18 protein-coding genes are annotated in these 26,771 nt (G+C 55.7%); 2 read left to right on the top strand and 16 right to left on the bottom strand.

What is annotated here, in order from left to right; genetic code table 11:
- Positions 1–40: 40 nt before the first annotated feature.
- From QGM61_RS07985 to QGM61_RS07910, 16 genes are all read right to left on the bottom strand, one after another.
- Entirely contained in the window at positions 41–1,120 is a 1,080-nt protein-coding gene (locus tag QGM61_RS07985) for a VOC family protein (protein ID WP_281132623.1), read from the bottom strand.
- Positions 1,121–1,171: 51 nt separating this feature from the next.
- Positions 1,172–2,158, bottom strand: coding sequence for an arsenic resistance protein (locus QGM61_RS07980; RefSeq protein ID WP_237132297.1), 987 nt, complete (start codon positions 2,156–2,158; stop codon positions 1,172–1,174).
- Complete coding sequence (locus QGM61_RS07975) at positions 2,155–2,694, bottom strand: cytochrome b (RefSeq protein ID WP_281132622.1); 540 nt, start codon at positions 2,692–2,694, stop codon at positions 2,155–2,157. The genes QGM61_RS07980 and QGM61_RS07975 overlap by 4 nt, the downstream gene beginning before the upstream one ends.
- Before the next feature lie 40 nt (positions 2,695–2,734).
- Positions 2,735–3,709 (bottom strand): alpha/beta fold hydrolase, encoded by a 975-nt coding sequence (locus QGM61_RS07970; protein ID WP_281132621.1) that lies wholly within the window; start codon positions 3,707–3,709, stop codon positions 2,735–2,737.
- Between the two features lie 24 nt (positions 3,710–3,733).
- On the bottom strand, positions 3,734–4,588 hold the full coding sequence (locus tag QGM61_RS07965) for a bifunctional transcriptional activator/DNA repair enzyme AdaA (protein ID WP_237132300.1): 855 nt from the start codon (positions 4,586–4,588) through the stop codon (positions 3,734–3,736).
- 27 nt (positions 4,589–4,615) lie between these two features.
- Entirely contained in the window at positions 4,616–5,245 is a 630-nt protein-coding gene (locus QGM61_RS07960) for a DUF998 domain-containing protein (RefSeq protein ID WP_237132301.1), read from the bottom strand.
- Between the two features lie 64 nt (positions 5,246–5,309).
- A complete protein-coding gene (locus QGM61_RS07955) occupies positions 5,310–5,960 on the bottom strand; it encodes a hypothetical protein (protein WP_281132620.1) in 651 nt (216 codons plus the stop codon).
- A 44-nt stretch (positions 5,961–6,004) separates the two neighbouring features.
- Positions 6,005–6,319, bottom strand: coding sequence for a cupin domain-containing protein (locus QGM61_RS07950; protein WP_281132619.1), 315 nt, complete (start codon positions 6,317–6,319; stop codon positions 6,005–6,007).
- Between the two features lie 34 nt (positions 6,320–6,353).
- Positions 6,354–6,815 carry a GNAT family N-acetyltransferase gene (locus QGM61_RS07945; RefSeq protein ID WP_281132618.1) on the bottom strand — a complete coding sequence of 154 codons (462 nt, stop codon included), beginning with the start codon at positions 6,813–6,815 and terminating at the stop codon, positions 6,354–6,356.
- Between the two features lie 22 nt (positions 6,816–6,837).
- A complete protein-coding gene (locus QGM61_RS07940) occupies positions 6,838–7,446 on the bottom strand; it encodes a class I SAM-dependent methyltransferase (RefSeq protein ID WP_281132617.1) in 609 nt (202 codons plus the stop codon).
- A gap of 85 nt (positions 7,447–7,531) precedes the next feature.
- Entirely contained in the window at positions 7,532–8,248 is a 717-nt protein-coding gene (locus QGM61_RS07935) for a ZIP family metal transporter (protein ID WP_281132616.1), read from the bottom strand.
- A gap of 52 nt (positions 8,249–8,300) precedes the next feature.
- Positions 8,301–8,759, bottom strand: a complete 459-nt coding sequence (locus QGM61_RS07930; RefSeq protein WP_237132307.1) for a helix-turn-helix domain-containing protein — start codon at positions 8,757–8,759, stop codon at positions 8,301–8,303.
- 183 nt (positions 8,760–8,942) lie between these two features.
- Positions 8,943–9,350: a DUF1801 domain-containing protein gene (locus QGM61_RS07925; RefSeq protein WP_281132615.1), complete on the bottom strand. Its 408-nt coding sequence runs from the start codon at positions 9,348–9,350 to the stop codon at positions 8,943–8,945.
- 32 nt (positions 9,351–9,382) lie between these two features.
- Positions 9,383–9,751 carry an STAS/SEC14 domain-containing protein gene (locus QGM61_RS07920; RefSeq protein WP_281132614.1) on the bottom strand — a complete coding sequence of 123 codons (369 nt, stop codon included), beginning with the start codon at positions 9,749–9,751 and terminating at the stop codon, positions 9,383–9,385.
- Between the two features lie 37 nt (positions 9,752–9,788).
- A complete protein-coding gene (locus tag QGM61_RS07915; RefSeq protein WP_281132613.1) occupies positions 9,789–10,571 on the bottom strand; it encodes an amidohydrolase family protein in 783 nt (260 codons plus the stop codon).
- Between the two features lie 14 nt (positions 10,572–10,585).
- Positions 10,586–12,658: a 7TM diverse intracellular signaling domain-containing protein gene (locus QGM61_RS07910; RefSeq protein ID WP_281132612.1), complete on the bottom strand. Its 2,073-nt coding sequence runs from the start codon at positions 12,656–12,658 to the stop codon at positions 10,586–10,588.
- A 264-nt stretch (positions 12,659–12,922) separates the two neighbouring features.
- Here QGM61_RS07910 and QGM61_RS07905 point away from each other — a divergent pair, with 264 nt between their 5' ends.
- Together QGM61_RS07905 and QGM61_RS07900 are read left to right on the top strand one after the other, a co-directional pair.
- The gene (locus QGM61_RS07905; RefSeq protein ID WP_281132611.1) at positions 12,923–24,889 is read left to right on the top strand and encodes a YDG domain-containing protein; all 11,967 of its coding nucleotides are present in this window, start codon (positions 12,923–12,925) and stop codon (positions 24,887–24,889) included.
- A complete protein-coding gene (locus tag QGM61_RS07900; RefSeq protein ID WP_281132610.1) occupies positions 24,886–26,706 on the top strand; it encodes a ShlB/FhaC/HecB family hemolysin secretion/activation protein in 1,821 nt (606 codons plus the stop codon). The genes QGM61_RS07905 and QGM61_RS07900 overlap by 4 nt, the downstream gene beginning before the upstream one ends.
- Positions 26,707–26,771: the final 65 nt, after the last annotated feature.

Below are 26,771 nucleotides of genomic sequence, written 5' to 3'. Positions count from 1 at the left end.
TGTGGCGGACGTTATTTTTTACGTGAACCGCAGCGCTGTTTCAGGCGTTACAGGTTCCCCCAAACTCATCGCCGCCACCACAGTAAGTGTGATGCTGAAGCTGCAGGTGCAATCCATCTGGGTCTGAAAAATACACTTCCGGAGTACCATCCGGCTCTGCACCCCCACGCTCTGGCATACGCATGGTTACCCAATGCTGCAGCGGAGCAGGTTCACCGTCGCCGCGTGGCGACAGGCCGTACTGAGTGAGCCTTTCCAGTACCGAGGCTACTGTGAAGTTTTCCATATTTAGACTGACATGATCGATGCGCCCGGTTTGTGACGGTACGCCATCCTGCATGCCGCCCACAAACATCAGAAACTGCGTGCCATTACCAAGACCCAAGGTTGGAAACTGCGCCTGGAAAGCCTGATTCTCCAGTCCGAACAACCTTCTATAGAACTCGTTGCTCAACTGATAATTGGCGACAAAGGTTGTCAAATGGTTGATCTCTCGCAGTTCGATCAGGCCTTCAGTGGGCGCAGGTTCTGGTGTACAGCTTTCGTCACCGGCACCGCAGTCATCCGGGCTGGAAAGTTTGATTGGTACACCATCGCGGTCCGCCACAAAAAGTTCGTGATTGTCCGCCAGCATGGTATCGCTTTCACCCGGCAGTCGACGCAGCCAGGTCATATTGGCGCGCTGCATTGCAGAGGTGCGACTGTCGTAGAAACTGTCCACGGTACGATTGATGCCATGCTCAGAAAGCAGACTCTGCAACTGATAACGGGTGTATCCGGGAACTCGCAGTCCGAAGTTACTGATATTGGGCTGCTCACCCTCGCGGACCTGAGCCAGCGTGAAATACTGCCCGTCATTGCCTACGCCCAGCGAGACTGTGTCGCCGATGCGGGTAAGGACAGGACAGCCAAACAGGCCCTGGTAGAATTCCACGGATCGGTCCAGGTCGCTGACCCGGAGCTCAAAACTGTGCAGACCCGTTGTGGGTATGGGTTGCGCACCCGCCTGTTGCGCCATCGCGCGCATAGCCAGAGGCATGGCTGGTAATGCCAGCAGCAGGCTGCGCCTGGACATGGCCGGCAGTTTCAGGTGCTTGGCTTTGTCTGTGTGTGATGCCATTTTAGGTCTCCCCATCATCGGTGTGATGGTTTGAGCATAATGCGCACGAGGTCAAGAGTCCAGCGGACAGGCGCCGCTGCCAGTTACCGGGTACAGCTTATGCGGCACCCACCAGACAAAAAAAGCCAGGCCAACCAGCTCTATCAGGGACTGAAAAACAACCACCACAGCTGTCAGCTCATACGACGCTGGCAGCGCTAACGCCAGCGGCAGCACAACAAAGGAATTACGACTGCCCAGACTGAAGGCAAGCACCCGGCCCTGCCCTGAAGGCAGCCTGAACCAGTGGCTGATCAGCCTGGAGAGCAGCGCGGCCGCCAACAGAAACAGCACAAAAACCAGCGCCAGCTGCGCCAGAATCGGCCAGGCCGCAATGACTGTTCGCACCTGTGCTGCGGCGATACAGAAAACAACCAGTGCCAGAAGGGGTACCGGCAACCATGCCAGGCGACCAAGAAGCACAGCGCGATCGTCGCGCCGGCTGCACCAGTGCTCGGTAAGCATGGCAAAAAACAGTGGCAAAACAATCAGCCCAAGAAACGCTATCACCAGCTCCTGACGCAGGACATTACCAGCAATTTCATTGTCCAGAAATAACCACAGGTACACCGGCAGCAGCAACAATTGCAGCAGCAGGCTCACCGGTGTAAAAGCGATAGCGTGACGCGTGTCTCCTCTACCCAGGTGCGTAAATGTCACGAACCAGTCCGTGCACGGCACCAGCAGCACCAGTGCAATGCCCAGCTGTACCGCCGGTTGCTCTGGTGCCAGGCGCAGAAGCAGCCATACCACCATGGGCAGAAGGATAAAGTTGCCAATAACCGCAGCTGTCAGAAACCGGCTATCCGAGAAAGCCTGGTGTAGCTTGGTGAGCGGGACCTGTGTGAAGGTTGTATAAATCATCACTGCCAACAGGGGCCACAACAATGCCGGCAGCATTGATTCCAGCACGGGATAATTCAGCCCTGCCAGCAGCCCGGCACTGATGGCGGACAGGTATAAATAGACCTGGTACTTCTCAAACGTTTCGCGTTTCAAAGCATTCGCCTGAATATGCCATCGCCACGTAGCATATGTCGCACGGCCGCCGCGATGTGTCCTGCCAGCAACACGGCCAACATCAACGCGAAAACACCGTGAATCGCAAAAAGCCGTTCTGCCAGCTCTGTGTCCTCGGGCACTCCCGGCATGGCGGGCAGATAGAAATCACCCACAATGATCAGCGCCGGGTAGGCAGTAACACCAGCCCATCCCAGCATTGGGGTGATGATCAGCAACACATAAATGCAGTGATGCAGGCTTTTGGCTGCTATCTGTAAAGACCGCGGCAAGGTCGATGGGTACGGCGGGGCACCAACACGAATTTTCAGGCCAATACGAACCAGCATCAATAACAGGACGGTAAAACCCAGAGCCTTGTGTGAGCTGTACAGAGTGTTGGTCAGTGAGCCCCAGATATTGGCTTCCGCCCGGGAGGCCATCCACAAACCGACTGGCAGCAGAGTCAGCACCATGACTGCCATAAACCAGTGCAGCACGCGCCATCCGATCGGATATTTTTGAATCTGGGACATGAACGTCTCCTGTTTTTCGGTGAACTTGCCAGGCACCCGCTTATCGCCGGGGTTCGGAGGCGATTCGCTCCAGCAGTGTCTGGCAGATTTTCTCACCATGAGTATTCTGGGGAAAATGGCCGGCATCCTGCAAAGGATCAAAACTTGCGCCCAACTGGCTTGCCCACTCGCGTCCCCATGTTTCTGTGAATACGTCATCCTCGCAGCCCCAGATGAAATACACCGGTTTCTGCCAGTTCAACAGCAACCGATAATGCAGGGCTTGCGCAGCGGCATTGCCACTATGGTAGTCCAGTGCCGGAATAGAAAGCGGGAACCGACGGTAGCCGTTAAAAGCCTCATCGGGCAATCCCCGATAGGGCGCTGAGAATCCTCGATACATTCTCTGGGCGCCGTCTTCAAGCGGCGGTGTTTTGCGATTGACCAGCGCAGGTATAACAATGTCACGTGGCGCCAGCCCACTGCTTAGCAACAGCAACAGCGCGACGTCGGGACAGGGTCGATCGAATAGTCCACCTGAGCGCCAGTGATTGAACCACTTTCGGATACCGTCCGAATAGTGAAACCCTGGGTGGTGCAACCAGGTATTCATGATCAACAACCTGTCGAAGCGCTCGGGCATCATTGCCGTCTGCGCCAGACCAGTGGGGCCACCCCAATCCTGACACACCAGGGTGATGCGCTGCAGATCAAGCTCGGCAATCAAACTGGTGAGGACTTCGGTATGCCTGGCAATGGTATACCAGTGAGGGTCGACGGGTTTGTCGGATCGCCCGAATCCCAGATGGTCAGGTGCTATGCAGCGGTACCCAGCAGCCACCAGCAATGGAATCATGTCGCGGTACAGATAGGACCAGGTCGGCATACCATGCATCAACAGCATGACAGGACCATCGCGCGGTCCTTCGTCAATATAGTGTTGACGCAGATCCTGCCACTGGTGGTAGTGCGGCTCGAACGTAAAATCATTCAAGTCAGCAAAGTTGGCATCAGGTGTCCGTATAAACTCGGTCATGCCCGCTTGTTCTCCACATGTTTATCAAGTCGTGACAGTAACAGCCTGCTCCAGATTCTGCACGATTTCCCATGCCTGCACCACGGCCTTGCGATTCTCGCCCCAGCGATACCCGCCAAGCGCACCACTCTGTTGTATGACTCTGTGGCAGGGAATCAAAAGCGCAACCGGATTGGCACCGATTGCGCTGCCAACAGCTCTGGCTGACCTTGGTGCTCCTATCGCTGCGGCGACCTGTCGGTAGCTGGCCAGTTCTCCATGCGGTATGTTCAGCAAAGCGCGCCAGACTGCAAGCTGAAAGTTGGTCCCACTCACGTGCAGGGAAAGCGGGTTGTTGTTGTGCGCCGATGCGTGCTTAAAAAAGCCCTCAATCACCGGCCGTGTGGCGGCCACATCCGCAATGATGGCACTCATTGGCCAATCCTTTTGCAGACGCGACAACAGCTCCGACTCTGGCTCATGATCGACAAACGCCAGTCGGCACACACCACGCGGGGTAACCGCAACAAACAGCTGTCCAAGTGGACTATCGTGCACACCATAACGGATACACAGCTGCTCTCCGCCGCTTCGGAACTCTCCCGGCGTCACCGCTTCCAGTTGCACAAAATGATCGTGCAGGCGGGAACTGCCGCTCAGTCCAAGATCAAGAGACACATCCAGCAGGGAGCGACGCTGTCTGAGCAAGTACTTGCCACGCTCCAGTGTCACTGTCTGCAAAAAACGTTTTGGCGAAATGCCTGCCAGTCGACTGAACTGACGCTGAAAATGATAGGGACTCAGGTTCACGTGGGCTGCCACAGTTTCCAGGCTTGGCTGGTCTGTCGCATGCTCTACAATATAGGTCATGGCACGTGCTATTCGGTCATAATCGGACATGATGCTGCCTCTGTATACTCTACAGCATCATCTTAAATTCTTTGCCTCGCCAGACCGACCCGAATCTTGCTGTCTTGTTATACACCACCAGGCAGATGCCAGCAGCAAGCCAAAGACTATCCATTCTGCCAGACGCTGCAGCAGACCACGCCACTCATAGAGTCCAGGGTCAGCCATCATGCCAAACAGTGTCAACCAGACCATGGCGGCGGCCACCCAGACAACACGCATGAATTTTGAAATACGTGGGGTAAAGGCCAAAAGCACCAAGGCCACGGTGGTGGTCAGGTATGTCACTATGGCAAGCGCGTTATGAATCATCTGACTGGCACTGCCTTCAGCCGGGCAACCGATGTCGCAGGGCGCAAGCGCCGATCCAAGGTAGGCAATCGGCTCTGATAACAGCAGCCAGTACCCCAGGCGGCTGACGCCCTTCACAGGGACCACCGGAGCGGCGGTAACCAGCAGTGCCGCCGACAGGACTGCAAAAGGCACAAAACCAAACCAGCCAATCAACGACGCATAGGGCGTGCCGGCCGCGTTGAGCTCGCTTATGTATTGTCCAAGGTGGGAGTATCCCGGTTTAAGGAGGGCACCACCGAAGAGCATGATAAGGTAACTTGCAACCACCGCCACGATCAGCCAGCGCTTATTCATATCCTATCCTTTTTAACAGTCCGTCCAACCTGATTTTGTGTGGCTGGTTAACGCCTTAAACGCTCTAGTTCTGGAACGCCTCGTCGCCATAGTCCGGGCACGACTGTACAGTCATCGGCTCGAGGGCCTGGCGGCGACTGTCTGCGACCCAGCATTCGTCAAAAATGGAACAATAGCAGTAGGAAATTGAATTCTCAGGGTTCGCAATCATGGCCTGAAACTGTCGCGCGAGGCTCTGCTCTGTCACCGTGATCAAGTCTCGTCGTACGCCTGGGCTAAGCACGCGATCACTCAGGGTGCTTCTGCCAACCTGCTCATTCAATTCACCACCCAATTGCCTCACTACCTGCTCCCAGTCACGCATGGCCTGTCCATCCAGAACCACACGCACTGAACGTACCAGTGCCGGTCCAACTCCGGAATTGGTCACCGACAACATGAAGCCAGCTCTATCGCCGGTATCAAAATCTTCAACTGACAGCTGGACGAAGGGCCAGACCGCTGCCGCCGTCTGCTGACGGACTGCCTGAGACTCCGTCAATGCCGCATAAAGCGCCAGGACTGCGATAAAAACACCCGCCACAGATAACACCGTCTGCCAGAATGACAGGCGAACCAGGCGCCGCTCCGTTCCACTCAGCCCCGGGTCATCGACTACCGATGGGGTATCGGCATCGCCGGAGACAACAACATCCTCATCATTATTATTAGTCACGCTCTTATAACTTCCCTATGCGTATTCTCATTCTGCCGGGTTTATCAACTCGCTGGCTGAAACCAGAATTCCACTTCATCGGTTTCCACATCAAATGTTGCTGCATGTTCCGCATGAGCAGGCACGTGATACCAATCGCCGGGGCCAAACCGTTCAGTTGTCCCATTCATGCTCAGGATCAACTCGCCCCTCGTGATGACACCATAATTATCCGTGTCGTGGGTATGTGGCGGAATCGTGGTACCAGCCGGATAGGATGCAAACAGCACCTCAGCACCGTCTGCTTTGAGTTTGTAAGCGTCAAATCTCCCGTCGTACAACGGTAGCTGTTTTATTCGATTGGGGTATTTCCCTGACATGGCGGCGGCCCCGGCAACAGACTCAGCACTGAGCTTACACCGAATTTAATTCATAGTTAACCAGATCGATCCCTGATTTACGTTCTGCGGATACCAGACGAAAACCAAATTTTGTATAGAGCGTTGTAGCGGGCACATTCAATTTTGCTGTTGACACCTTCACGCTGTGGCCAGATGTCTCTGCCAGCAGTTGACCAAGCAGCCGAGTTGCGAGCCCCAGTCTCTGAAACCTGGGGTGCACTACCAAAGAATCAATATTGCCGTGCTTGTAATGCAATACACCCGCCAGATGATCATCGGCAAAGGCTCCGTAGTAGCGCCCCGTGTCGCCAGCAATATTGGCGGCTGTTCGTTTTAGCGGCGGAAAGTCAGTCACACCCAGCAAGTCTGCTTCCTGCTGGTAGGCAGCCTGCATAACTGCATGAATGGCTATCGCCACATTCAACTCAGCGTGCGCGAGCAATCTGATGGAGGATAAACAGTAGGTAGTGCCCATGGTGGATGTATCGCCCTGATATTCAGCTGGCGGGCTTGCGAGCCACTATCTGAAAAATGTGCCAGCTGTGAGGAACACCTCCTGCCGTCTTGCCGCTTGAACGATGCACCTTAAACCGCAGCACTTCATACGGCCTGAGTATAGCTTCGACGTCTGATTGATCGAATGCTGAGACATGCGGCCAGAACACGCTGGGGTTGTCTCCCGGTTGCGCCATGGTATCTTCTCGCCCCAGCAAAGATCCGCAGAATATTCCACCTGGCAGCAGGCATTCGTAGATATTATCCCAGACAGTGTTGAAGTGATCTGGTGGGCAAAAAAACAGACTGGCGTCTGCCACTACCAATGACGCTGCCGGATAGTCAAACGTCTCAAACGATGCCTTGGACAGGACCACGTCTTTTGATCCCTGGAATCGACCCTGGCAGACTGACAGCGCCTGATCATCCATATCAAATGCATATACGCGAAAACCGCTATCCAATAAATAACTGATGTCTGCGCCAGCGCCACAACCGCAATCAATGGCGGTTCTGGCGCCGTCGATTCTGCTGACAGCGAACTTCAGGTCGTCCCGTGTCGGGCGATCTGTGGTCGCCTGCAGATATTGCGCAATGTCTGCGTCTGACATGATAAATACCTATTGCTACATAGCCTGACTGGCCAGACATCGATCACAGCTTCCACACACGGACAGTTGACCATACTATTTCGCTTCAGGAAACAACCGCCACGTGTCCCAGCAAGCCCAGCATAAAGCCCGCGACAGCGCCCAATGGAGGCGCCCAATGCCGCTTCAGTTGTGCCTGTGGCGCGATATCCTGAAACACGATGTACAGGATGCCTCCCGCTGCGAAAAGCATGATGCAGGAAATCACCACCGTGTATTCGGCAAGAAAAATATGTCCAATAGCGCCGGCGGCAGGCCCCAATAAAGCGAGACCTGTAAAGATAAGTACGATGCGCAAGCTCCGATATTCAGTTGATGACCTGACTTCTCTAAAAGCGTTGAATCCCTCGGGCAGATTCTGCAGCGCAATAATCCCTGCCAACAGAAATCCCGCATCACTGGAAACCGTGAAAGTGGCGCCCAGCGCCATGGCTTCCGGAATAAAGTCAGACAGCATGGCTATCAGCTGATTGAAGGGCGTGTTGTATTTCGCAAGCAGGATATCAATCACCATGAATGTAATCCCACCTGCCGCGAAACACACAACAATCAGCAACAGAGACAGGTTTTCGATTCCCTCTGGAACAAGCACCAAAGCTACTGCGGCCAACAGTGCGCCTCCACCGAAGGCAATCACGCTGTGACGGACTTCCGTCTCTAACCACTGTGGTCGAATTCTCTCAACAGACGCAATCGTTGCCCCTAAGGGCATCGCGACTCCAGCCATAAAGCACAGCAGTATGATCTCAACGAGTTCGCTCATTCGAGTTAAGTGAAGCCAGCCTGTCTATCAAATGGTCATAATCCAGTGAGAACTACAATTTGCGACCCAGCTTGCGCTCGGCCAGCCGACGCTCCCAGCCGGGGCTCATAAAGCTGATCACTTCAAAAGCAATCAGGCCCTGCACGACAAGCCCGGCGCCGAGGCCGGCAAAAATAATATAAACCACCGGCTCACCATGGAAGGCAACCAGAAATACAGCCGCCAGTACTACATAGGTCACCAGAAATTCGTAGAATTCTTTCATCCTTTTGGCGTAAAGCAATGCCTGTTGTTCGTCTGCTTTCAATTGCGAATCGTCTTGCATGGGTTCATCCTCCGCTTGTAAATGAGATAGATCCACCTCAAACACGGAAGCAAGTGCCTTGCATGTCTCCATACTCGGCTTGTGGCCCTGCTCTATACGCTGAATTGTTCGCGTCGTAACACCCGCCATTTCAGCCAGCTGGCTTTGCGACCATCCATTTTTCAGACGTAATTTCCTGATAATCATTACACAGTCCTTATTGGGCCCATCGGAGCCCTGCTGAGTCCGTATCACTGCTTGAGGCAATGCAAGACTGGGCAAATTTCTTCTCAATTAAAACGACACAAACACGACATCATGACGAAATTAACGCGACACTTCTTTTATTTCAAAACCTTAGCAGCACAACTTTGTTGGCTTCGTGCCAATTCAAGAGGCGTGCTCCGCCTCAAGACGCTGCCGGATATCCTCGCAAGACGCCTGCACCAGCTTAAGCAGCGCGTCCTCATCAACGCTGAATTTTGGTGAAAGCTTTACATGACGCATGAACTTGCCGGTGCCAACCAGAAGTCCGTCCGGGTCCGGCAGTTCAACACCATGAAAAAAGCCCAGATTGACATGCGCTTTAAACACATCAACGTAAGCGAATGCAGCCTTGTTGACGCAGGCTGTTGGCTGATTGTCATGCAGCACCTCGGTGACATCATCGCCACACATGCGCAATGCGTCGAACCATTTGAGAGCAATGCCACCCAGTTCGCTGTCATGAGCCTCAAACCAAAGTTTGACCTCAGGGTGGCCTTTCTCTGCATCCCTGAGTCTGAAGAGCCCTCTCACGATTTAACTCCCACTCTGTTGCGCGATTCAGTTCAGTCAGCGGAAAGCCAGGCTTCTGCCACTGGCTTCTCACTCAGTTTAAAGGCCTTGATGCGCATCCACGGTATCAGCATGCCTTCCAGCTCGCTGACGCGCTGAACCCAAGTCTCGTCTGCGAGTACCGCCGCCTTGTTAAAACGTCTGATGACACGAAACATGGCTGGCAGTCGGGAAAATTCCACAGCCATGGCACTGGGCGTAGGAAATCTGAACTCGGGTATCTCAAACAGCATCTCGCCGTCTTCGATGCCTTCAGAATGCGTGATGATCTCGTCCAGTGCCATTTCCATTTCGGTGGAATCCAGTTTGCCACTGAATTCCATATTGAGGCGCTTGGGCCCAACTCGCTCTACCTTAAACATAGTCACTCCTCAGCGGCCAGGACTGTCCTTTCGCCCGTCAACCGCTTAATGGCTGATTTTGCGGTTTGTAGAATGCAATCGCGTTGTCAGTGAGCACCGCCTGAGCGGCTGTTTCTCCCAGCGTTTCTAGGATAATCTCAATATCATGATCTTGGAAGGGAATCGGCGCGCGGGTGCCTGGCAGATCTGTGCCAAACATCAAAGCCTTCGGGTTTGCATCGTGCAGCAGACTGATAGCGTCGGCCGCAGCAAAATCGACTCTGCCAAACCCTGTCGCCTTGACCCTGACGCCGGCCTCAACAAGCTTTACGAGTGTTGGCAAACCAGCCTTCTTCAAGCCCAGATGGTCAATACAGACAGCTGGCAATCGATGTATCGTCGCTGCCAATTGTCCGAGATTGCTGGCGTCGACATACAGCTCCACATGCCAGCCCACCAGTTCATGAACTCTGCTGGCCATTGAAGACAGGTGGCGAAGATCTTCAGAACCGCCGCGATACAGATTAAAGCGAAGTGCGCGGACACCGGCTTTGTTCAATTCGATGATTTGATAATCGGGTGCATCAGAGGGCAGCTGTGTCACACCTACGAAACCAGCGCCAAGAGCATCAAGTGCAGCAAGCAGATAGGTCTGATCAAAACCCTGAAAAGAGCCTGAAACAATGGCACCGCCACACACATCAAATCGTGAAACCCTCTCCAGATAGGCTTCAGCGGTGAAGGCATCTGGCAAATAACCATTATTGGCCACCAGTGGAAAACGGGGATCGATAATGTGCAGATGACTGTCAAATACCCTGATGCGCAGAGTAGGCTTCATGGCTGCACAAGCGTTCAGCTGCGCTCACCGCTGGTTAGTGCCTGCAGCTCCAACAGCGAATATTTCAGGGCCTCGCGGGTTTCTGCAGGCAGGTTCTGCTTGTCCTTGATGGCAGCCAGCACAAAGTATCCAGTGCGGGCGACCTGACGCCACCGTGGTCGTTTGGGAAACGATTCTTCGCCAAGATAACGATCCAGCGTACGAGTCCGCAGGCGTCCATTGTCGATGACAATAGCCCACAGCTTGCTCTCCTGCGCCAGCTCCACTTTGGTTTTACCTGTGTACATCTCCCAACACTCCACCGCCAGGCGCATGGTTTCAATCAGTCGCGACTTCAGAGAGTGGCTGGTCGGCGAATCTGAGCCATTGCCGGTCAGTGAGTTTAAGCTCTCAAAAACTTGCTGCAATTCCCGGCGAACCTGTGGCGCTGCGTCGATCAGCAACGGTTCCAGTGACTGCAGCTGTTTGGAGACAGAACCCAGTCTGTCTCTGGCCTGAGCCATCATGCGAAAGGCCAGAAGCGGATCACCGGATCCTTCTTCATGGCGAGGGTCATTGAGAACCAGTAAGTAAAATGCATCCTCTACGCCAATCTGGGCTAGCTGGCCTCGGACAACAATCTCGGCATCCCGACCTTGAAGTGCCAGATTTTCGATTGTCATCGCAAGTTCGCTGTCATCATCCTGGCCTGACAGGTTGCCTAACACAAATTGCTCCGGATTTGAGGAATCTGCCAGCAACCTGGCGAATTCTGTTTCCTGTAAATCTGCCTTGTTCAACCCCAGCAGACTGCAAAACCCATGGGACGCAAAAGTGATGTAGCCCGCTTCATTGAGCGCCACCAGGCTGAGATCACTGTGCTCGAGTATCTGGTGCAGTCGGTTTTGCGACTGTTTTAGTTGCTGCTCAGCCAATTGGAACTGCTGTATCTCGGACTCAAGGCGTGCTTTTTCCTGTAGCACCAGCTGTTTTTCGCGCTCCAGCAGCCTGAATCGCCAGGCCAGGGCAAACGAAAACAGTACCGTTTCCGCCATCAACCCCAGGAACAGGGCGTTATCGGTAAACCAATTGTGCGGAAAGACACCCAGCACTAAGGTGCCGAAACCAACAATAACACCAATTTCACCTATCAAGGTGACCAGCAAATAAAGTTTGGCCAGCGCGTGTCCTCGCACTACACCATCCACCATGGCGTAAATGATGGCACCTATGGCAAAAAAGCTGAAAATCAGCGAACTGCTCTGAAACAGGCCAAAATCTTCCGGAACAACAGCAAGAAGCAGCAATAGCGCTGCAATCGCAATCAGTACGCTAAAAACCCTGCCGAGCACTTTGTGATAGGAGTCTATGTCCAGAAACGATCGCGTGAACTGCAGGCGGGTCACACTGAGCAGCGCGACAGAGGCGCCGCTTAGGTGACGCATAACATAGTTGTCATTCAAATCCAGAAACACCATGTGGCCGTTTATGCCCAGGTAAACCAGCAACACCGCTGCTGCATAAGCCACATAATAGATGTAATTCCTGTCGCGCACGGTCAGATACAGGAATAAGTTGTACAGAACCATGATACCAATGGTGCCGTAGAACAGGCCCATGATCAGTATTCCCTGAGCTTCATTACGCTTGAACGCGGTCTCGGACCATAGTGTCAGTGGCACATGAAAGTTGCGGAACGAGGTCGCACGAATATAGATGGTCGCGTCGGACTCCGGCTGCAGACGCACCACGAAGCCCCCGGGCAGTGTCCGCACCTCTCTTGGATGGAATTCGGTCTGATTGTTGTGCATGTACATGCTTTCCAGCACGTCACCATCACTGTCGAGAATCCAGACGAACACATCATCGGTGGGCTTGGGAGGGCCGATCTCCAGCAAGTAGGGTGTAGCCTCGTCAACTAATCCAGCCTCCCAGTCCAGATCGAGCTTGAACCACAAAGCGGTATCGGTATACCCGAAATCGAGATCTTCTGGAAAGTTACGACTGAAACGTGAGGCTGAGGCGGGACTCGACACCTCCTCAAACGATAGCGAAGCAGAGTCATCTTCCAGCAATAACACATGCTCAGCCAGTGTGATCGATTCCACTTCCGGCCCAATACTGACCGATTGGGACCAGGCGGTTGAGAATGTTCCTGTAAGAAAAAGGGCTGTAAGCACTAAAAGAGTGCGGATGTACCATTTTGAGCCTGGTCTTGAGTGGAGTGTCATTTTTCTCGTAATAACAAAATCTTGCTGTTTGTTTAACCCTATTTTGGCCCTATTGTTTCAGCGTGTCGAGCTATCGTTCGAGCCTTTTCCTGTAATACTTGGTAACAAACCAAGAAACGCACAATAAAACAGGTAAGCCACGTGCCTCCCAGCCGATTCAAACGTCTCGAACTGGCCGTCGCCATATGCGCCGCCAGCCTCACCATGCATTCCAGTCGCGCTCAGGATCTGCCACAGGGCGCAGATGTCACTCACGGCCGGATAGACATCGACGTACAGGGCCAGCACATGCAGGTCCAGCAGGGCAGCCAGTACGGCATTGTTAACTGGGACACCTTCAGCATCGGCGCTGGCTATCATGTTGACTTCGACAATGGCAGCGGCGCTACACTCAACCGTGTCACTGGCACAGATGTCTCTCACATTTACGGACAACTCACGGCCAGCGGCAGCGTCTACCTGCTTAACAGCAATGGCATCGTCATCGGAGAAGGCGGCCAGGTGCTGACCGGCGGGCATTTCATTGGCTCCACTCTCGATATCCAGGACAGTGATTTCCTGGATGGCGGTGGCTTCACGCTGTTTGGCGAGGCCTCAAGCGGCGTCACCAACCTGGGCAAAATCTCCTCCTCTGGCGGCAATGTCCTGCTGGCAGGCTATACCGTGGAAAACCGCGGCGAGATCAGCGCACCGCAGGGTCATGCCGGTTTAGCCGCGGGTACCCGGGTAGATGTGCTGACCGACACGAGCTGGGCTGGCGGTGCCTTTGCCGTGAAACTCGGCGAGCGCGACAGCTCTGTCAGTAACGAAGGCCGCATCCAGGCCATGGTCGCCGAGCTGCGCACCCACAATGGCAACATCTACGCGCTGGCGGGCAATAACACCGGCCTCATACAAGCCACTGGGGTTCGCAGCGAGGGCGGAAAGGTCTTTTTGACGGCGGAAGACGGCCTGGTGCAAAGCAGCGGTGTGGTGTCAGCGGTCAATGCCGATGGCAGCGGCGGGGATATCGAGATATCCGCTCAGAGCATCGAGAACTACGGTGGTGAGCAGGACGTCAGTGGCAGCACCGGTGGTCGCATTTCCCTGACCGCGGACAGCATTATCAGCGACACCACGATGCGCGCGGACGGGCTTAAAGGCGCCGGAGGGCTCATCACCCTGGAGGCCGAGCATGAGATCCTGTTGACGGCGGCAGGAGAAATAAACGCCCGCGGGGCAACCTCCGGTGGTGAGATCGCGGTCGATGGCGGTGCCGGCAAAACCCTCCTGTCCGGCTCGATAAACGTGTCTGGAGGCCTGCAGGGTGGCCGTGTCAGTCTCTGGGGCCAAAGTGTGTCGATGTTTGGCGGCAGCATCCTGGCAGAGGGTGGCGCACTCGGGGGTGAGGTCTATCTGGGTGGCGGCTGGCAGGGTCGGGACATCTGGCAAGGAAACGCACTGCTCGAGACAAGCAACTCACAATCCACCTACCTCAGCGAGACCAGTCATATCAGCGTTGATGCCAGACAGCTGGGCAAAGGCGGTACTGTCGCCGCCTGGTCTGATGGCATAACGCAGTTTGCCGGCAAAATCACCGCCCGCGGCGGCCTGCTGGGCGGCGATGGCGGCATGGTTGAAACATCCGGGCTGGACGGCCTTGGCGTGTCCGGCGATGTTGATGCCGGCGCACGCGCGCCATACGGCACCAACGGCGCCTGGCTGCTGGACCCCAAAAACATAACGATTTCCGAAACTGCCGCACCACTGGAGGAGTTCCGCCGGGTGCTTAACGAACCCGGCGCCCGTGCTGCCTCTTACACGACCTGGAATTTTGGGCAGGACGTGGATATCAGTGGCAATACTTTTATCGTCTCGACCAGAGAGAGCACGGCGCAGGGCAGGTCAGCCGGCGGTGTGTATGTATTTGAGGACGGCAGGTTCTCAGCCTTGTTGACCAGTGGACTGTCCAGCACTGTGGATTTCGGTAAGACCATCGCCATAGCCGGGGATTTTATTGCAGCGTCTGCGCCCGGTGACCGCCAAACAATTGAAGGTACCATCTCTCAGTATCGGGGCTCGATCTCGTTCTTTCACCGGGGAGATGGCTGGAAAAACGGCACCCAAAGCCTGCTTAGCAAGCAGTACAACCCCTACTCCAAGCAGACTAATGATTTTTCGACTGATGATTGGGGCGCTGCCCTGGTCGGTGCCGAGCGCTCCGGCAACACCTACTTTTATATCAGCAATCCATTGGCAGATCTGAATTCAATCAATGGCGAGGACGCTGGCACAGTGCTGGTCTACAGCTGTTCCTCCCCCACATTCTGTGGATCCGCCGGGGAGCTCACGGCTGAAACCAAGGTCGCCGATCAGCGCTACGGTACAAGCCTGGCTGCAGATGGCGATGTCGTTGCGATAGGCAGCACTAAATCGTACCACCCTACACTTGCCACTAATCAGCTGGATGTATTCGTTGGCTTCAACCGGCTTAATCTGACTATCGAGGGTTTCGGCAGTATCGGCGGGTTTGACGTTGATGACAGAACCCTGGTGGTAAATTCCGGGGACTCGTTCCGTCAATTTGATTTGTCTCTTGGCGATAGTGGGACACAGGCCCAACAAAGCGCAGCCTGGACTATAGCCAAACCCGTCAACCTATGGGTAGCAAATCGGATTGCGGTCTCTGGCGACACCCTGCTGGTGGAGAACGGCTACACAAGCAGCAGTACAAGACATGCGATTTATCAACGGCCGTCTGCAGGTTGGAATAGCTGCCCGGAGTCCGACTGCGCATACAGCCTGAACATCACACTCAGTGGTGAGAGGGCGAATTCGTTCGCTCTGGACGGAGACCTCGCTATTATCGGGCAACAAGACTGGGCCTCCGGAGCCGGCCGAATCAACATATTTACTCGCCACAATGGCACCTGGGGGTATGGCGAAACGCTGGGCGCTACCCAGCTTGACTATACAACAGAATTTGGTGACGCCGTTGCCATCGACGGCGATACCTGGGTCGTTGGCGACTCATCGGTGGCCTTCAATGCCACAAATGAAGGCGCCGCCTACATATTCGAGAATGGCAGCCTGGCCGCCAGGCTGGGTCGTCGTTATCCACGCTTCATCAGCGGTAGCTCTTATGGTTTCGGATTGGACGTCGGCATCGATGGCTCGACAGTGGCAGTCATCAGTCCGGGCGACGCCTACATTTTTGAAAAAGGCGCTGGCTGGAAGAACGGCACCACCAATCTGACCGGCTATAAATTCTTCGGCAGCAACACAGTCAACAGTCTGTCGCTGGACAATAACCTCCTTGCTGTTGGTTTCACCCATCAGAGCAAAACCACGCCGGGGCAGGTGAAACTGTTCCAGAACAGTGGTACGGGATGGCAGAGCGCCCTCGATAACGCTCTTGCCAGCCTGATGCCCAGCACCTCCCAGAACAGCGATGGTTTTGGCATCGACGTCGCGCTGGACGGCAATACACTGCTGGTCGGACAGGCTTCGACTGACAACAGCATCACGCAGCGTGCATTTATATTCGAAAACACCTCCAATGACTGGTCCACTGCGGTAGAGACCATTCTGAACCGTGGTCTCGGTGCCAACAATGACCTCTCGTCTGGTCTGTTTGGTGGTTCCGTCGCGCTGGACGGCAATCTCGCAGTGGTAGGTTTTGGTACACAATTCGGCAATGTGCAGCAATCCAGTACAACGGGCGCCTATGTATTCGAAAAACAAGGCAGCTGGGCCGCGTCAAGCCAGCCGGCAGCGCGTCTGCAGGTAAATCATACTGGATTTGGTGCTGCAGTGGCCGTAGACAACGGTCTGATCGGGGTCAGCGCCTTTCCGGGCAACAATAGTGTCGGAGGCGCAGTTTACCTGTTCAAGAAACAGGGCGGCTGGCAGGACGGCAGCAATAATCTGATCGCGTCACTGGCTGCTGCCAGCAGCGGTGGCAGCGACAGATCCAGCATCGGGTACAGCCTGGCAATTTCTGGTGACAAGGTCGTATCTGGCGGCACGCCCGCAACCGCGCCCGGCTCGAATCCCTGGCGGGCCGGTTTCCTGTATCAGGGCCCATTTGACGTCGAAAGCCGATTTGCTTTCGGCAACCAGCCAGGTGACACACTCAGCCTGAAGGCCAGCTCGCTCGCTGGTGCGCTGTCCCTGGGTACCGATATCACCTTGCAGGCCAACAACGACATCAACGTCATTGATGCAATCACCGTGAACAACCCTGATGGCAACGGCGGCAAGCTGACCCTGGAGGCTGGGCGTTCGATTCTGGTGAATGCGTCGATCACCACGGACAGCGGGGACCTGCACCTGTTGGCTGGCTCTCCCAATGCCAATGCGACTTATCGTGACAGCGGCGAAGCGCGCGTGTTGGTCGGCACCGATTCAAATAACAATTCTGCCACGCTCAATCTGGGCTCCGGCAATTTGCTGATCAACGCGCCGGATCGCTTCGAGAACCGCGCACTGACCAACAACATCTTCCGATTTGATGCAACCAATCCCGGCGTCTTCCGCGTATTCTCAAAGACACCAGACAACACAGGCGCCATCTCGCCCAGTAATTTGCGAAAGAACCTGGATATTACCGGCCGCGACTTTGTGCACTACAACAAGACGTTCGATTATTCCAACCCGATTCCTGACGATCTCCCTACCGGTAGCGGATTCTTCTATACAATTCGTCCGTCGATACGGGTCTCCGTAGGAGACTCTACAGCAACATTCGGTGATGAAGCCGTTGCCACACTGCAACTGGACTCGGCAACGCTGGATGGCAACGACATTGATGCTGACGCTTTCGGTATCACGGCATCCGGGATACTGACTGTCGTCAAGACAACCCCGGCCGATCATGTCAGCAAAACAGCGGGCGGCTTTGCCGAGGTTGGCAGCTATACGGACGGCCTGATCGCGACCTTACGCCAGAATGTTACGACCGGCAGCCTGTTCGGGGTTGACGTCACGGCAGGTGAAGCCGGCGATCTGACGGTCACCAAGAAATCGATTCGCGCTATCGTCGACAATGTGACGCGCGAGTACGGCACCGCAAATCCGCAGTTCACATTTACCTTCAAAAACCTGCAGGATGACGGCGCAGGCCTGGTGGCGGGCGATACCGTGTCAGTATTTGACACGCCGCTGACAGTGACAACTGACGCGGCTCTGGATACGGATGTGCGCCCCCAGCCCTTTGACCTGGTTGCAGGTGGCGGCGCAGACAACAACTACGATGTGACGCTGGTCGACGGCCTGCTGACCATTGTGCAACAACAATTACAGGTTACCGGCCTGAGCGCACAGGACCGGGTGTACGACGCGACTGCAAGTGCGACTCTCAGTGGCGCTGCCACGATTGCGCCGCTGGCCGGGGATGACATCTCGCTGGGTGGCACACTTACAGCGACTGCCAGTTTTGCCAGCAAGCACGTCGGCAACGACAAGCCCGTCACCATCAGCGGACTGCAACTGAACGGCGCTGATGCGCCCAACTATGCTCTGGTACTCCCGAACCTGACTGCCAGCATTACGGCGCTGGCCCTGAATCCTACGGGCCTCAGCGCCGCCGACCGTGTGTACGACAACACCACCCAGGTCAGTCTCAGCGGCACCCCCTCAATTGCGCCGATTCAGGGCGACGACGTCAGTCTGGCAGGAACCGTCAGCGGCAGTTTCTCTGACAGGAACGCGGGTATCAACAAACCGGTCCGGCTCACCGGCCTGACGCTGGACGGCGCCGACGCAGGCAACTACACATTAAACCTCTCTGATGCCCTGTTTGCCTCTATCAGTCCCCGCGAACTGCAGGTTACCGGGCTGACCGCGCAGGACAAGGTTTACGATGAGACACTCAGAGCCACAACGACGGGCACTGCCACCGTCACTGCACTGGGCGAGGACCAGGTGCAAGTGGGCGGCACAGCTCTTTTCCAGTTTTCGGATCGCCACGTCGGCACCAACAAAGTTGTTACCGCCAGCGGCTTTACGCTGCACGGCGCACATGCGGGCAATTACACCTTGCTGCAACCGACCGGGCTGACAGCCAGCATCACCCCAAGGGACGTGGTGGTCACTGGCCTCAGCGTTGTCGACCGAATTTATGATGGCACTGCCGCAGCCAGGCTAGTTGGCAATGCCGGTATCAGCACTTTTGGTCAGGACGATGTTACGCTGCAGGGTGACGGCACGGCCCTATTCGCGGACAAACACGTTGGTAGCAATAAAGCTGTTACTGTTAATGGCTTTAGCCTGACCGGTGCTCACGCAGGCAACTACAACCTGCTGCAACCCAGCGGGCTGAGTGCCAGCATTCTGGCAAGACCTCTGAGCGTAAGTGGCATCACAATAAGCAATCGCGCCTATGACGGAACCATCAACGTCAGTTTCACCGGTGATGCGGCAGTCAGCGGCGCGCTTGACGGTGATGATCTCAGCATCGACAGCAGTGGTTTCACGCTAAACTTTCTTGACAAGAATGTCGGTACAGATAAAAAAGTACGCATTGGCGGCGTAGCACTCAGTGGCGCAGATGCCGCAAATTATGATGCAACCGATGCCGGATTGGTCGCATCAATCACTCCGCGTCTGCTCGACCTGCTCGACGTTAATGTTGCCGACAAAATTTACGACAGGACAACCAGTGCTACCGTTACAGGTGGTCGCATTACTGGCATCCTGACTGGTGACAGCCTCAGCCTGCTGGTGTCTGAGAGATTTGGCATCTTTTCGGACAAGAATGTTGGCCAGAACAAGACCGTAACAATCGCTGGCTTCTCCCTGACCGGCAGCAGTGCAGGAAATTACGCGCTTAATCCACTGACTCTGAATGCCAGCATCACGCCTCATACTCTTAACATCACTGGTCTCAATGGCGATAAGACATACGATGGCCAGGCATCTACCACCTTACGTCACAACGGTCTGGACAGCGCTTTTGTTGGAGACGACGTCAGCCTGGATGGATCAGCAGTCAGCGCTGCCTTCGCTGATAAACACGCCGGAGCGAACAAAAACCTTAGCTTGACTGGCAGTTTCACCCTGCAGGGCAATGATGCCAGCAACTATTTACTGAATCAGCCAGGCGCCCTGACTGGCACCATCAGTAAACGCAACATTACAGTTGACGGTCTGACTATCGCGGACAAAGTGTATGACGGCACAACCACAGCAGAAATTTCCGGTACTGGGACGTTTGGCGGTGCGATAGCTGGGGACGACCTGGCAATCAATGTCGGTGAGGTCGATGTACAGTTCGCTGACAAGAATGCAGGAAACAACAAGCCAGTTGCCATGTCGGGTGTCACACTCAGCGGCGCCGACGCTGAAAACTATTCAGCCGCTACTCCGACCGGTCTTACTGCATCTATCACACCGAAGGCGCTGACAGTATCCGGGATTGGCGCCAGCGACAAAGTGTACGATCTGACCACATCAGCGACCTTGACTGGCACTGGCGTGATTGCCGGTCGTATCGATGGCGACCTGGTCACACTTGATGAAAGCGCCCGTTCGGGCAGTTTTGCCGACCGTCATGTCGGGGAGGACAAAGCCGTCACTGTCTCTGGCCTGGCACTCGCTGGCAATGATCGCAACAACTACGTAATTTCGCCGGTCAGCGACGTAACCGCTTCCATCACACCTGCTACTGTATCGCTTACAGGCCTCACGGCGATAAACCGTGTGTATGACGCAACCACGCTGGTGAATCTGGACGGTGTTGGCACGCTTGATTTTGGCACACTTGGCACCCTCAAAAGCATCAAAGACGATCTCTCCCTGCTCGGAACACCAGTCGCCAACATGAACGACAAACATGTAGGTGACAACAAAGCATTGACCGTCAGCGGTGTCACCCTGGGTGGACAGGACGCTGGCAACTACACACTGAACCTGCCGACCACGCTTAGCGCAAATATCACGCCTCTGGAGCTTACCGTTGTCGGCCTGACGGCGGTGGACCGGGAGTACAATGGCGACAATATTGCGGATCTGTCCGGCACCCCCAGCGCGGCCTTTAAAACAGGAGACGCTGTGAGCATCAGCGGATCACCGCTCGCCACGTTTGATTCCAAAGACGTCGGCGCACGCACAGTGAACGTCACAGGCTTTGAGCTGGATGGAGATGACGCCAGCAACTACCGGCTAAAACAGCCTGAGCCATTGAACGCCTCGATTTCACCCTACCAGCTCGTCCTGCAGGGCGTTGTCGCCGACGACAAAATCTATGATGGCACCACAGTGGCGCCTCTTAGCGGCAGCCTGTCTGTCAGTCCCTTGGGTGGGGATTCTGTTACTGTCAGTGGACAGCCTGTTGCGACGTTCGCCAGCAAGAATGTTGGTGACTCCATTGCTGTCACGCTAAGCGGCCTGGGTCTGTCCGGCGGCGGCAGCAATAATTACATCTTTACTATTCCAGAGTTGCAGGCGTCCATCACACCGCGGACACTGACAGTTAGTGGCATTACCGCCATGGATAAAGTCTATGACGGCACGACTGCTGCTTCCTTCAGTGGCACTGCAACACTACCCGATGTGGTTTCCGGCGACGCCGTGGATTTTGACGCGTCTATTCTTAGCGGCAGTTTCCGTGACAAGAATGTCGGTGACGGCAAACTGGTGACAGTGGAAGGCGGCGGACTCAGCGGAACAGATGCCGGCAATTACCTGCTGCAACTGCCAGGAAGCCTCACTGCATCAATTACACCAAAGCCTTTGAGTATCACAGGAATAAGCGCAGCAGACAGGGTCTATGATGGCACAACAACCGTATCGGTATCAGGTGGCACTCTTGAAGGCATGATTGACGGTGATGCAGTGCAACTTTCAGCTGCCGGTGCCACAGGCACGCTGTCCGACCCTGATGCGGGTGACAACAAACCGGTCACAGTGGCGGGCTTCTCAGTCACTGGCGCAGATTTTACAAACTACTCTTTAGCAGAACCCGAAGGGGTTACTGTCAATATTCTCCAGCGTCTGTTGGAGATAAGCGGCGTCCAGGTAGCTGACAAATTCTTTGACGGCAATACCTCAGCAACCGTCAGCGGCGGAAACCTGCAGGGCGTGATCAGCGGCGATGATGTTGGCCTGGTCGGTGCCAATATCAGTGGTGAGTTTGCCGACCCTGAGGTCGGCGACAACAAACCCGTCATTCTGTCAGGCTTTGATCTGACGGGCAGCGATGCAGGAAACTATTCACTGGGTGACGCGCCAAGCACCACCGGCAACATTAAGCGTGAGCTACAGCTGATCACCGATGTCGTACCACCGGAAGTGTTGCGTGCCCAGGCCGACACGAATCTGGAAGCACAACGGGAAACGCTGACCGCAATGGTCAACGCACAGGCGGACGCGGTAACTGTGGTCGAATATGAAGCGGCGACCGCCAGCGTATTTCAGAGCGTGGCAGCTGCACCTGTCAACAATTCGATTCTGGCAACACCACCCGAGCAACAGGACACTTTCACTCAGACCTATGTGGCGGCAGCGCAGACATTGCAACAACGTCAGCAGGAGTACGCGGCCCTGGAAACCGGCTATCGCAGCGAAGCTCGATACCTGAAGTCACTGACACAGACATTCAATCAGGTGCAACGGGATCTTCAAGTGGCGTCTGCATTGATTCCCGCGATTGAATCCTCCATCGCCGGAGCCACCGCTGCGCTCGCTGATCTTGATACGAATCTGGCCGAAATTCAGGAAGCACGCGAGCGACTGGCGGAATACACACAACTGGAACAGGAAGCTCTGGCCACAGGTCGCGGCGCGGAGGCTGCGCAGTACCGCGAGATGCAAGCCGGTTTACAGGAACTGATCGATCAGGAAGACGAATTGCTGCAGCAACGCGCAGAAACAGAGCAGCTGATTGCAGAGCAGCAGCAGGAAATTGAGAGCACGCGCCAGAGCATCGCTGAGCTGGAAGAGCAAAGCCAGGTGCTAAGCGCCGAAATGAGTGACACCGAAATCGAAGTGCAACTGGCCGCAGAGCGCGCCAGTGCGTTGCGCGAAGGAATCGCTGAGGCCAGTGAGGAAATGGAGACCGCACGCGCGGAAGGTGCGGCAGCTTACGAACAGCGGGCCAGCAACCTTGCCCAGGCCCGCCAGGAAGCCGAGGCCAAGGTAAATAATCTGCAAGCGGTCGTTTCATCAGATCTGGCGCAGCGCACTGCCGCCAGCCTGGTGGATACCGATCCCGCCGTTGTTGCGACGCTGGCTGGACGTGAGCAGGCCACCGCCGCGAAAAATGCGGTAGGCCAGACAATTTCGCAGACCCTGGGTGCCGGAGCACTTAATTACGCGGAACAACTGGCACAGCAGGCGACCTCTGGTCAGGGCCTGGGCGTCAACCCGCAGCAACTGCGAGACGGCCTGGTCAACAGCGTACCTGAACTCAACCAGCTGCAGACCCAGTACCAGTCAGCCATGACTGCCCAGCAGTCCGCCATGACAAGCATTGAGGACATATTCTTTGCAGGCCCCCGAAATGCGGCGCGCAATCTGCTGGGTGTCACAGGTGCCCAGGCTGACAATCTGCCAATGGTCGCTGCTGCACGCGAGCGGATGAATAGTCGCATTGCACAACTTGCAGGTGTTGATCTGAGCACCATTCCAGCCGTGGACGCCAGTGGCAACCCATTGCCCATGGTGGAGCGTATTGCGCTGGGGATGCTGGCCCGCCAGGGTGCCACCGACCTGGCCGCAGCCGCCAACCCCGGCACGCTGGGTTCGGCGGCCGGTGGTTACCAGGCGCGCATTGATGCGGCGGTCGGACGTGAATTTGGCATCACACCCACTCAGGCCTTGAATGACCCCAATGCTGCCTTGAATGCAGCAGCAGATCTGGTACCAACCGATCGGGACAGTGCCATTGATGTGGCCGAGCAAATGTTAGTGGCCCGCGTCCGGCTTGATGGCGCCCTTCAGGACGCCGCCATGCAGGAGGCGGCCGCCCAGGATCCAACGGGCACGCTGGCCGAAGTCAACAATATCGAAGCCGCCGCTGAGCAGGCGTTCGCCGATACCTATGGTCAGACACCCGAAGAAATGCTCATCAGTTATATCAATGGTCAGGCAGATGCCGCACGTGCTGCCGACACGCCCGAGGAAATGCTGGAGCTATACCTGCAGAACAACATGCCTCAGGCAGCGCTGGCAAGAGACGTTATCGAAGGCATGCGCAATGGCACGCCACCCGACCAGTTGCTGGCAATGGTGGCCAGTTCCTCAACGGGCGGCCGCAACAACCCGCTTTCCATCAACAACACAGGCGATGCAGCGAACGCCGGTCGCACTGGGCTGGCCATGCAGGACGCGGCAATCACTCAGGCAGAGGTCGCAGATCGCACAGGTACCTTGAGAGCGGTTAACGATGTGCGCGGCGCGGTCGATGCCGAGTTCGCCGCCGTGTTTGGCGGTAGCCCGGAAGAGCTGGCTCTCAATGCGCTGGAAGATCCAGAAGCAGCGGCCGGCCAATTGCTTGAACTGGGTGAAGACCTGTTCTCTAACCCGGAAGGTGCCACACTGGAGGCCGTCAATATCGTCGGCAGCGGTGCCGTCAGTGCGGCCAGCAGCGCGCTGAACACAGCACGCAATCAACTGGAAGTCCTGGCGGGTCCGCTTGGTGGCGTTGGCGAGGCGATGACCACCATTGCTGATTGGGGCGGAGACATTGTCGGCGGCGCCATCGACTTTGCCGGCGACCTGTTCGGCTTTGGCGGTGGTGGTCCGTCCGATGCAGAAATCGCCGCGGCCCAGGCTTTTGTAGCACAGCAGGCTCGTGTGGCTGAACTGGAGCAACAACAGGCTGAAGATCAGGCGATTATGGCCTACCTCGAGCAGGCCCGTGCGGTCGCTGAATCCAAATACCGTCTGGCGGTCGGCGTTGAAAAAGCCAAAGATCAGGTGAGCCAGTATGTGCTGAACGCCAAGGTAGAGTCACGCCGCGATCAGGAATACCAGGTCACCCGCCAGGCCAGCACCGAGGTGATCCGTGAGTATGTCCAGAACAACCTGGAACAGGAGGCCGGTGCTGCCCAGCGCCAGCTGCAGGCCGTATCCGGCACGCCGGAAGAACTCGCCGCACGCGCAAACGCCTGGAGGGCAGGATCATGAACAACTGTAAACCATGGTCCATCTGCTTGAGCCTGGGCCTGCTGGCAGCGGTGCCAGCCACGGCACAGCAGTCTGAGTCCGGCGTTCAGGTGATTGGCCCACAATCCACGGTGGAACGTTATGATGCGCCGGTACTCCCGATCGGGTCCGCCGAAGGCATGATCGACTTCCCTTCTCTGATCAGTGCGCCCGGCGCCGATGATGGCATTGAAATCATGCCCAGCTTTGACGCCGTCACGATAGAGATACTGGGCACCGGGCAGAGTCGCCATGAGGGCGAATTTGTCGACATTCTGGGTCAGAGTCGCGCTGACAACACCAACCGCGACGCCTTGTATGCGGCGCTTCGCGACGCCCTTTTCGTGTACCAGGGGTTACCGCTGACGCTGGGCGATGTGCGCTTCATTCAGCAGGACATTACTGATGCCTATCGTAGCAACGGTTACCCATTGCTGTCTGTCATCGTTCCGCCGCAGGAAATCGCCAATAATCATCTGCGTGTGCAGGTCAACGAGTTCCGGCTGGCAGAGCTAAGGCTGAGTTATGGTCGTGGTGATGGCAACTATAGCGACGGCGACCCTCGCTGGAGTGATCCTGAAAAAATTCAGGCGCGCTTCGAGCCCGTTCTTGAGGCGCCCATCCTCAACCAGCAATCGCTGGACGATGCCGTCGAACAGCTTAACCGCAGCCCGTTCCGCAGTGCCCGAGTGGTGTTTGAGCCAGGCACGGAACTGGGTCAGAGTATTGCCAATGTGCAGATTGACGAACAGCGCCCCTGGAGTATTCAGGGCGGCTATAACAATCATGCCACGGAAAGCTCCGGCACTAACCGATACTCCCTCAGCGCCACCCTGGGCAACATCCTCGGGGAAAACAACCAACTCTCGCTAAACGCCACCTTCGGCGACAGTATTGAGGAGTTCAGTAATTATTCAGCAGTTTTCACCGTTCCGAACCGCTGGGGACATACATTTACATTAAATACCAACTATTCTGATACGGCATCCAGCACCATTCCCGGCATCGATTCAGCCAGCACATCCCTTCAAATGACTGCCGACTACCGTGTACCTTTGCGACGCGGTGACAGCTGGGAATTGTATGGCAACGCGGCCTTTTCCTTAAAACAATTTGAACGCGCCAGCCTGTTTGGTGGCACTGAAGTGGGTGGCGCCGAGTATGACGGCGCACAACTGTCCGCTGGGCTGACGCTGAACCTGCAGCGTGAATTCAGCTCCAACCAGATCTCGGCGACTGTGTTTAACAGTCTCGCCGGTATAACCGACCTGAACAACGCGGAAAACTATCGCCGCTTCTACAACAGCGCCGATGGTGATCCTGAAAGCACGCATATCAGCCTGAGTATTGCCCACATGCAGCAACTCGGCGTGCTTGGTGATCGTTGGAGCAACTGGCGTACCGAGACTCAGATCTCCGCACAATATGCCATCACCCAGCTGGCAGGCAGTGATAATTTTGCACTGGGAGGGCCCGGCATCCTGCGCGCCTATCAATCCAGTGAAGGCGCCGGAGACCGTGGTGCGTTCATCAACCAGACGCTGCATTTCCCACCGTTGAGCCGCCCAGTCCTGTACGGTCTGATCCAGAACGTACAGTGGTCCGCTTTCGTAGAATCAGGCACGGCGGAATTCGAGAACGGCGGCAGCATCACACTATGGGATGCAGGGCTGGGAATGTCCCTGCAGTTTCGTGGCAACACGCGCTGCAACTTCACGCTTGCGGTTGCCGGCGAGGATTCAGGGCAGACGCAATCGGGAGATAGTCGGTTTTTCGCGGGGTGTAATTTCTCTTATTGACGCACAAGAATTGAATTCTAAACTTATCCACAGGGTGCCGATAACCAGATAGTAACATCTACAAA

This window comes from Pseudohongiella sp. SYSU M77423 (genome assembly GCF_029911965.1).
GTDB lineage: Bacteria > Pseudomonadota > Gammaproteobacteria > Pseudomonadales > Pseudohongiellaceae > Pseudohongiella.
Note: the sequence above shows the minus strand (reverse complement) of the source record. Positions and strands in the feature narration are given on the sequence as shown.